This window comes from Cellulophaga sp. BC115SP, assembly GCF_009905545.1.
In the GTDB taxonomy this organism is placed as follows: Bacteria; Bacteroidota; Bacteroidia; order Cytophagales; family Spirosomataceae; genus Flectobacillus; species Flectobacillus rivi.
In genome coordinates this window covers 335,215-345,340 of sequence record NZ_JAAALB010000003.1, presented here as the reverse complement: position 1 = coordinate 345,340, position 10,126 = coordinate 335,215, and the positions used below count along the sequence as shown (strand labels likewise).

The 10,126-nt window shown below is 37.8% G+C and carries 4 protein-coding genes; 2 read left to right on the top strand and 2 right to left on the bottom strand.

The genetic code is table 11. The features are described from left to right. Positions 1-293: 293 nt before the first annotated feature. A complete protein-coding gene (locus GVN22_RS04370) occupies positions 294-1,052 on the top strand; it encodes a LytTR family DNA-binding domain-containing protein (RefSeq protein WP_166549825.1) in 759 nt (252 codons plus the stop codon). A 101-nt stretch (positions 1,053-1,153) separates the two neighbouring features. Here the strand turns inward: GVN22_RS04370 and GVN22_RS04365 are convergent, their stop codons facing one another. After that, positions 1,154-2,566 carry a rhodanese-like domain-containing protein gene (locus GVN22_RS04365; RefSeq protein ID WP_166549824.1) on the bottom strand — a complete coding sequence of 471 codons (1,413 nt, stop codon included), beginning with the start codon at positions 2,564-2,566 and terminating at the stop codon, positions 1,154-1,156. A 330-nt stretch (positions 2,567-2,896) separates the two neighbouring features. Beyond that, on the bottom strand, positions 2,897-6,871 hold the full coding sequence (locus GVN22_RS04360; protein ID WP_166549823.1) for a hybrid sensor histidine kinase/response regulator transcription factor: 3,975 nt from the start codon (positions 6,869-6,871) through the stop codon (positions 2,897-2,899). Between the two features lie 248 nt (positions 6,872-7,119). Between GVN22_RS04360 and GVN22_RS04355 the strand changes: the two genes are divergently transcribed. Beyond that, complete coding sequence (locus GVN22_RS04355) at positions 7,120-10,116, top strand: SusC/RagA family TonB-linked outer membrane protein (protein WP_205690783.1); 2,997 nt, start codon at positions 7,120-7,122, stop codon at positions 10,114-10,116. Positions 10,117-10,126: the final 10 nt, after the last annotated feature.

Here is a 10,126-nt window from a genome sequence, read left to right as displayed (position 1 = left end):
AGGCAATAGGCAATAGGCAATAGGCAATAGGCAATAGGCAATAGGCAATAGGCAATAGGCAATAGGCAATAGGCAATTAGAAAAAAAAATCGACCTCAGCCTTATCTACTCGGTTTTCACAAACTTTTTTTGCTTTTTTTCAAAAAAACTAAACCTTATCTCCTCACCCTAAACCCTAAAAAAACACTTTGTGCCTCTGTGCCTGTTCACTAAACCCTATCCCCTCACCCCTCAACCCTAAAAAACACTTTGTGCCTCTGTGCCTTTGTCCCTGTTCACTAACAAATACCCTCATGAGCAACATAAAAAGTATAATCATAGACGACGAACCCAAAGCGAGAGTATTACTCAATGCAATCGTTGAGCAATATTGTCCCAAGGTAAGTGTAGAGGCCTTGTGTAATGACCTACCTTCAGGAATCAAAGCTATCAAAAAGTATAAACCTGATCTTATTTTTCTTGACATCGAAATGCCTGGGCATAGTGGTCTCGAATTGTTGGATTTTTTTGATGAAGAAGAAGTGAACTTTGGTATCATTTTCACCACTGCTTATAATGAATATGCGCTTCAAGCTTTTAAGTTTTCGGCGATTGACTATCTTCTCAAACCAATACAACATACCCAGCTGATAGAGGCGGTCGAAAGGTTTAGTCGCAAAAGGGAACAATCACAAAGTCAACAATTAAAGGCTTTACAGAACAATTTGAATGTATCGAAATCTTGGGAAGAAAAAAGAATCATTGTACCCAACGGTCAAAACTACAAGCTGCTGAGTCCATCAGACATTCTGATGATCAAAGGTGAAGGCTCCTACAGTGAACTATATCTGCAAGATGGAACTAGAATTTTAGCAAGTCGCAATCTAAAGCATTTCGAAGAAATACTTTCTCATGTTCCCTATTTTTTTAGAACACATAAGTCCTATCTCGTCAACTTACAAAGCGTAGTAGAATTTGTCAAAAGTGACGGAGGTTATCTCAATATCAAAGGCGGATTGGTAGCTGGTATCTCTCCAGAAAAAGTAGATGAGTTCTGGGAAAGACTCAAATAATTAAATGAGTTGTGATTGAATTTGTAGAGACGCAATTCATTGCGTCTCTACGGATGACATATTCTCTAAAATAATCAATCACAACCCATCCATTTACTCAATTACAAAAGTGTGCTAGGACAGACATAGTCTGTGAGCTTCAATTTATTAGTTGCTTTGATAGCACTAAATCCACCTGTAACATCAATAAGATTTTCAAATCCTCTAGCTTTCAAGATAGAAATGGCCACCATAGAGCGATAACCTCCTGCACAGTGCACATAAGTAGTAGCATCACGATCGATACTAGCCATGTAATTATTCAAGAAATCTAAAGGAGCATTCTCTATTCCCACCACATGCTCAGAATCATACTCGCTTTTACGGCGTACATCTATGGCTTTGAGAGTATTATCTTTACTAAATTTCTCTACAAAATCTTCTGCCGAAATAGTATTTACGGTATCTATCTCACGACCTTCGGCAGCCCAAGCTTCGAAGCCTCCTTTTAAATAGCCAATACAATTGTCGTAACCCACACGCGATAAACGTAAGACTGCTTCCTCCTCATTTCCTTCTTCAGTTATCAACAAAATAGGTTGTTGTAAATCGGTAATCAAAGTACCTACCCACGAAGCAAACTGACCTTCCAGACCGATATTAATTGCATTTGGAATAAAACCTTTGGCAAAATCTTTGGCAGCACGAACATCCAACACAAGGGCATTTTCTTCGTTACTAGCCGCTTCAAATGCTGCGGGACTAAGCGCTTGCGTTCCTTTGGCTATTACCTCATCGACATTGGCATAACCCATTTTATTCATTACAGCATTTTTAGGAAAATACTGAGGTGGTGTTACTAATCCTGTGAGTACTTCTTTGACAAACTGCTCTTTTGATTTTGCCTGTAATGCATAATTAAAACGCTTTTGATTGCCCAATCGATCGGTCGTTTCTTTACTCATGTTTTTGCCACAAGCCGAACCCGCTCCGTGCCCTGGGTACACAATAACATCGTCGGGCAAAGTCAAAATTTTGTTTTGAAGACTTTCATATAATAACCCAGCCAAATCTTCTTGTGTAAGGTCAGATTTTACGGCTAAGTCAGGACGACCCACATCTCCAATAAAAAGTGTATCTCCAGAGAAGATGGCATTTTCTTTTCCATTTTCATCAATCAACAAAAACGAAGACGACTCCATGGTATGACCTGGGGTATGCAAAACCTTGATTTTGATATTACCTACTTTAAACTCTTCGCCATCCTCAGCGATGTATGCTGGATAGGCGGGTTGAGCAGTTGGACCAAATATAATAGTGGCGCCCGTTTTGTTAGAAAGGTCGATATGTCCCGAAACAAAATCAGCATGAAAGTGCGTTTCAAAAACATATTTGATTTGCGCATTATCTTTCTCGGCACGCTCGATATAAGGTTTTGATTCGCGAAGTGGATCAATGATAGCAACCTCTCCCGCTGACTCAATATAGTACGCTGCTTCAGCTAAACATCCTGTATAAATTTGTTCTACTTTCATGACTTTCAGTTGGTTAAATAATGTTTTCCTGTTTGAAATTTGATAGAACAAAATTAGTCCAGTCCTCCACGCTCTTCTGTAACATTCCTCACAAAGAGTCGGTGATAAATGTCAATGAAAAAAATGATGGAAAGGGTTATTTTTTGATGTAAAGATTTAGGTAGTATTGAAAAAATACAGAGAGCAGCTTGTGTCATATCAACCCCTATTTTATAAAAACTTAGAAAATTTTTATAATTTATCCACCAGAACAAAAAACATAACTATCTCATTTTCAATAAAAACAAAAAAAATAAACCCAACTCAATACAAGTACTGTCATTTTAAGCCTTATTGCATGTTCTCACTTTGAAGTTTACTCACATAGGCAGAAGGTGTAATACCAAACTGTTTTTGAAAGTCTCTCGAAAAATTGGTGGGGATATTATATCCTACCATGTCTGCAATCTCGTTAATTTTATATTTGTTTTCAGCTAGTAACTCAGCTGCTTTTTTTAGTCGAGATAAATTAATTAACTCATTAGGCTTTAAGTCAGATATTCCTTTAATTTTTCGATAAAGCGTAGGTCGGCTCATGTTCATCAACGATGAAAGCAAATCTACATCCAGATTACTATCTGCAATGCGGTCGGCAATAATAGCATGGAGCTGTTCCAAAAACTGCTTATCGGCTGTTGAAAAAGCAATACCTTTTATATGCGTCAGCGGTGAGCGTGCAAAGTATTCCTTAATAATATTTCGGTTATTAATCAGGTTTGTAATTTGTGCCGCTAGGTGTTCTAGCGAAAAAGGTTTTTCGATATAAGCATCTGCCCCTACTTCCAGACCTTCTATTCTGGAATTAATCGAACTTTTTGCCGTTAAAAATATAATCGGAATGTGGCTGAATTGCACATCTGTTTTTATTTTTTTACAAAGCTCGATACCATCCATTACGGGCATCATAATATCGCTAATAACCAAATGAACATTTTCCTGCTCTAATATTTCAATGGCCTGTACGCCATCCAAAGCACGCATAACATGATAAGATGCACTTAGCTCGCGACTCAAGTAGTTAAGAATTTCGACATTATCCTCCACAATCAAAATCACAGGTTTGCCTGTATCGTCGGCATCGACGACTTCGTTAGTGAATATCTCGGTTTGAGCATCTTCTTGATTACCCTTCAAATCCATCTCGTAGTCTTGATGAATGGGAAGCGACAACAGAAAAGTATTTTGTTGCTCATTACGCAGATGAACTTCAACCTTTCCTTTGTGCAATTCGGCAAGCGAACGTGCCAACGGAAGCCCTATGCCAGTTCCTTCTTGTTTTTGATTGACTTTTAGTCGAAAGAAAGGTTCGAAGATTTTTTCTTTACTTTCATGATCAATAATAAAACCGTCATTGGTAAACTCAATGTGAAAAAGTAAATCATCGCTACTAAATGGCAGGAGCTTTACTTTCACCGAAGTGTCGGCATATTTAACAGCATTATTGATTAGATTGCTAATAATCTTTTTACAGGCCTCGATATCGACATAGGCATGTAGGGTTATTCTAGGCAGCTCAATTTTATAGTTTAGTTTTTTCTGTTCTGCTGCTGGCTTGAAGATCGTAAACACCTCATTGAGTAACTCGTTGATGTCGGTTTTGGTGAAATTCAAACTAAAGTTATTTGCTTCTGCTTTTCGGAAATCTAATAATTGATTAGTAAGGTCGATGAGGCGATTGGTATTCTTTTTAATCATATTCAAATTATCAAATGTTTCTGGATTGGTGTTCTTATCAGATAGTAGTTTATCTAATGGCATTTTGATTAATGTTAATGGTGTTTTGATTTCGTGGGCAACATTCGTAAAAAAGTCAATTTTGGCATTATAAATTTCTCGTTCTTTACCAATCTGGATAGTCTCTATTTCTCTTTTATTTTTTTCACTAATTGCTAAGTGATAGTACCTAAATAGCACAACGGCAATTGTACAGAATAGAACAAAATAAGACACATAAGCCCAGCCAGAAGCCCACCAAGGTGGCATAATGTCGATACTGAGTTTTGTTTCTTGGATACTCCAAACATTATCGTTGTTCGCTCCTTTAATCCTTAACACATAATGACCGGGTTGGAGTTTGGAAAAAGATATTTTACGCTGACTCGACAAGCTATACCACTGGTTATCTAAGCCCTGCATTTGATACTGAAAACTATTCATTTTGGGAATAACATAACTGAGTAGCGCTACATCAAAACTCAGGTTGGAGCGGTCGTAGGGAAGTTTAATTTTATCAGTGTAAATGGGTGATTGGGTAATTGATGCTTCCTTATCGGCTATACTTAACTCTTTACCGTTGGCTCTAATACCAGTGATATACACGGCAGGAATGTAGGTATTTTTGATAAAAGATTCGGGTTTGAAGCTAATCATCCCAGCTACTGTACCAAAAAACAAGGTGCCATCTGCGCTCTTGCAAGAAGAATTATAATTGAACTGTTCGCTAGGAAGCCCATTTGCTTCTGTATAATTGGAGAATTTATCTGTTTTTAGGTTGAGCATGGACAAGCCTCTGGATGTAGAGACCCAACAGTTTCCTTTATCATCTTCCACCACTCTAAAAACCTGATTATCTAGTAGTCCATCCTCGGTACGATAGTTTTTAAATTTCCCTAAAATTGGGTTGTATCTCGAAAGTCCATGTTCGGTACAAAACCAAAAATCGCCATTTTTACTCTGGAAAAGGCTGTTAACATAGTTGTCAAGTAGTCCATTTTTGTTACCTGCCACGTATTGAATTCTGCCTTTTTTGTTGGTGATAGGATTATAATAAAAGACGCCGTTCCCATAACTAGAAGCCCAAAGTGTACCTTGTGCGTCTTGATGAATACTCTGGATTTGAGTATTAAAGAACTCCATTCTTGTAAAATCGTCGGTATCTCGATTGTATTTATACAAACCAGACCATGTACCTACCAAAATATCTCCCTCGCGAGTTCTGTACAGTGTGACAATAAAATTACTCCCAAATGATCGAGGGGATTCTCTCGAATAATGCCGAATTACTTTATTGGTTTTCAAATCCATTACATCGAGTCCATGCTCGTAGGTACCTATCCATAGGCGGTCGCCATCGGCTACTAAGCCATGCAAATTTCGGTAGGTAATACTTCCTTTTTTACCATCAGGCAGGAAAGATTTGATTTTACCTGTTTTCAAATCCAGTTGATTGAGCCCAGCATCTTCTGTACCAATCCAGAGTTTGCCGTACTGGTCCATACAAATTTCGTGAATCAGACTTCCGCTGATACTATTGTTAGGTAAAGGAAAATACTTTTTGAAACGATTGAATTCGGAAGAATAGTAATTTACACCTCCAAACTGAGTGCTAAGCCATATTCCATCTTCTTTATCCTTGAAAATCCCGTTGATAATATTATCAGTAATGGAATAGGGATTGTATTTTTCTTTTTGGATATGTTTAAACTGAAGTTTTTTGAGGTCTAAAATAAAAAGCCCTGATTCTGTACCAAGCCACAACTTACCATTATTCTGCAAGATGGAATAAACATGAATGCCATCTTTTTGAGCGGCATTTTTAGAAATATCAACAACTTTTCCAGCCTTATAATTGTATAACCATAGTTTTTTCATGTTTCCGACCAACAAGGTTGTATCTGAAACTGTATGAAGAATCATATCGGTGAATATCTCTCTTCCTCCTGTTAATTTTGAAAAATCATACGAGGTAAAATCTCCTTTTTGAGCATTGTAATAGCTGATTGTACCATTACCACTAGCAATCCAAACTTTCCGTGCCTCTGAAACATGAATAGAGACGGTATAACCTGCCCAACCAAAAGTCTGAACTTTACCTGTTTTTTGATTATACCGATACAATTGATGATCAGCGATAATCCAAATACCTCCGTTATAATCGCCTCTCAACATCCGAACCTCACCTGGAGGAATTAATTTGAAAGCCGTAAATCGTTCTGTAAGGGGGTTGTAAATGTATATACCCTTATGTGTTCCTATCCATAGTTTTTCATCTTGAGCCTCATATATAGACGATACCGCATCATCGCCAAGGCTAGTAGAGTCACCATGTTTGTTTCTGAAGATTTTGAATGTATTTCCGTCAAATCGATTCAACCCATTACGACTGGCAATCCAAATAAAACCCTTTTTATCTTGAATAATATCACGAGTGGCATTGCCCGACAACCCATCTGAAACCTTATAGCTTTTGAAGTAATACCGAACATCCTGCCCTGCACAAGCTATACTAAAGAGTAAACCACAAATCGTAATGAGAATATTTTTCACCTAATTCTTTCTAAATAATGATAGTATTAAAGGATGCTTGTACAGCAACTTTTGTAAATATATCCCTATGTAATTACTGTTTTTTTACAAAAATAAACATTGAGACAGATTGATTTTAAATTGAGACTCAGCGATTATTCCATTAATAAATTAAGCAGGAACTTCGTGAAAATTTTCAATTATATCCAATTTATTAATCAAATAGTAACAATAATGGATTCTATAAATCCATCTAAACAACCATTTTGATGAAAAAAAACTTGTACAAATTGGCACAAGGTACGAAAAAGCTTTTGCAAAGCGGACTATCTCCAAAGACAGCCTTTGCAGTGCTTTTCAGTATGCTTGTAGCTATATCTGGAGCCGCTCTGGCTCAGAAAAACACCTCTATTTCTGGTAAAATTATGGACAAACAAGGTGCTTTACCGGGTGTTTCGATACTTGAGAAAGGTACTAGCAATGGAACGAGAAGTGATGGTAATGGAAAATTTACACTAACGCTTTCTTCTGATGCAAAAATATTAACCATTTCTCACGTAGGGTATCTCACCAAAGAAGTCGATGTAAAAAACAAATCCTTAGTAGAAATCACACTAGAAGAAGACCAAAAAACCTTAGAAGAAGTAGTAGTAATCGGTTATGGTTCATTGAACAAAAGAGAGGTTTCAAGTGCTATTACTCACCTAGGCTCAAAGGATTTATTGCGTGTAGGTGGCAATAACCCATTGATGGCTATCCAAGGAAAAGTAGCGGGGCTTTCGGTAACCAATACAGCCAGCGCTGACCCAAACTCATCACCTAGTATCCAGCTTCGTGGAGCATCTTCACGTAGTGCAGGTCTTGGACCATTGTTTGTCGTAAACGGCATTCCAGGTGGAAATATCGATAACATCAATCAAAACGAGATTGAATCTATCGACGTACTAAAAGGCGGTGCGGCATCTGCAATCTATGGAACACGTGGTAGTAATGGGGTTATTGTAATCACTACGAAAAAAGGCTCTGCCGAACCTCGTTTGTTTTATGATAGCTATGTCACCTTTGATTATCTAGCCAATGAATTGAAGGTACTTTCTAAAGACCAATTCCTTACGAATAAACGTGGTGTAGATTTTGGTGGAAATACCAACTGGATGAAAGAAGTAAGCCGTGCACCTTCTTTCTCTCAAAAACATACCTTACAATTTTCTGGCGGAAACGGCCAAACGAACTACTTCACTTCATTAGACTTTAGGGATGCTGAAGGAATTGACCTACGTTCAGCAAAAAGAGAGTACGGTGGTCGTGTTAATATCAATCACACTTCAGCAAACAATTTGGTGGCTTTGACATTTAGTGCAGCCCCACGCTATGCAAAAACAAGTGGAGCAGACTACAGCGGATTTAACTATGCTCTCACTCTAAATCCTACTTTATCAGTTAAGGATGCTGCGGGCAAATACAACTATATTACTTCTGGTTTTTTTGCTAACAACCCTGTAGAAATTGCTAAGAATATTTTGGCTGACCAAGAGTTTAAGTTATTGGATTTCAATGGCTCTGCGAAGTTGAACATTCTTCAAAACTTAAATACTAGCGTAACTTTTGGGGAAGTAAGTTCTTCGTATCGTAACATGAACTTTACGCCATCTACTATTACACCAGTAATCAATGGTAGTGGTCGTAATACTGCTTCACAATCGTTGGATGAGTACGACCAGAAAAGTGTTGAATGGTTAGGCAATTACTTTTTAGACATCAAAAAACATTCAATTAAACTACTCGCTGGATATTCATATCAATATTTTACGGCATCAGGTTTTGGCGCTAGCAACGAGAAGTTCCCTTCGAATGTACTTACTTACAACGCTTTAGGAACAGGTCTTTGGAACTTAGAAAAAGGAATCAACAACGTAGGCTCATACAGAAATAGCTCTAAATTGATTGCTTTCTTTGGCCGTTTGAACTATGATTTTGATCAAAAATATTACTTATCAGTAAGTCTTCGTAAAGAAGGTTCTTCGAAATTTGGCTACGATAACAAATGGGGTTACTTCCCTGCTGCTTCTGCTGCATGGCACCTAACGCAAGAAAACTTCATGAAGGGTGTTTCTTGGTTGAATGAATTAAAGCTACGTGCCGATTATGGTGAAACAGGTAACCAAGATTTTGGCAATTACTTATCCCTTGATACGTATGGTAGCTATGGTTATTACCCATTCAATGGTACTTCCTACCAAGTATGGGGACCAAGCCAAAACACCAACTATAACTTACGTTGGGAAAAAGCCATCAACTTCAATGCTGGTCTCGACTTTGCATTATTGGATAACAAAATCAGCGGTAGCGTAAACTACTACGTGCGTACTAACAAAGATTTGTTAGGTTCTTACAACGTACCAAACCCACCGAATATTCAGGGAAGTACTTTTGCTAACGTAGGTACGATGAGAAACACAGGGGTTGAATTACAGTTAAGTGCGGCTGTGGTAAACAAAGGAGACTTTAGCTATAACCTAAGCTTGACAGGGGCATACAATGACAACAAATTTGTATCCTTCTCTAGCGACTTGTTCAAAGGACAAACTTATATCGACGTTGTAGGAATGCCAGCACCGGGCAGCCCTGGTACTCTTCAACGTTTGCAAGAAGATAGACGCATCGGTAGTTTCTATGCACTCAAATCAGCAGGAGTAAATGAAAGTGGTGCATTATTAGTGTACAACAAAAACGGCGATATCATCCCAGCAAATCAAGCTAACAACGACGATAAACAATTTATAGGAAATGGTCTTCCTAAATTCACTACAGGTATTTCAAACAATTTCAAATACAAAAATTGGGATTTGAGTATATTCCTTCGTGGGGCGTTTGGTTATCAGTTATTTAATACTTATGCTTTCTACTTAGGTACGCCTGCTACACAAGAAAATGCAAACGTCCTTGCTTCAGCTTATGATGGTGGTAAATACTCAAAACTTACCAATACCTCAACTTACTCGTCGCTCTCAGATTATTTCTTGGAACCGGGTGGGTTCTTGAAAGTGGACAATATTACCTTAAGTTATACTCAGCCTTTGAAAGTTAAGTTTATGAAATCGGCACGTATCTATGCTACTACTAGAAATTTGGCTACGTTCACGAAATACACTGGTGGCGACCCAGACTTAGTACAAGTCAACGGGTTATATCCGGGTGTTAATAGTTCATTAAACTACTACCCTTCTACAACCCAATTGTTGATGGGCTTACAACTTACTTTTTAATTTCCTGATT

What these genes read in the sequence shown, in the direction of transcription:
- GVN22_RS04355 (WP_205690783.1), top strand. Translation starts at nt 7,120, where the DNA reads ATGAAAAAAAACTTGTACAAATTGGCACAAGGTACGAAAAAGCTTTTG.
- GVN22_RS04370 (WP_166549825.1), top strand. Translation starts at nt 294, where the DNA reads ATGAGCAACATAAAAAGTATAATCATAGACGACGAACCCAAAGCGAGA.
- GVN22_RS04365 (WP_166549824.1), bottom strand. Translation starts at nt 2,566, where the DNA reads ATGAAAGTAGAACAAATTTATACAGGATGTTTAGCTGAAGCAGCGTAC.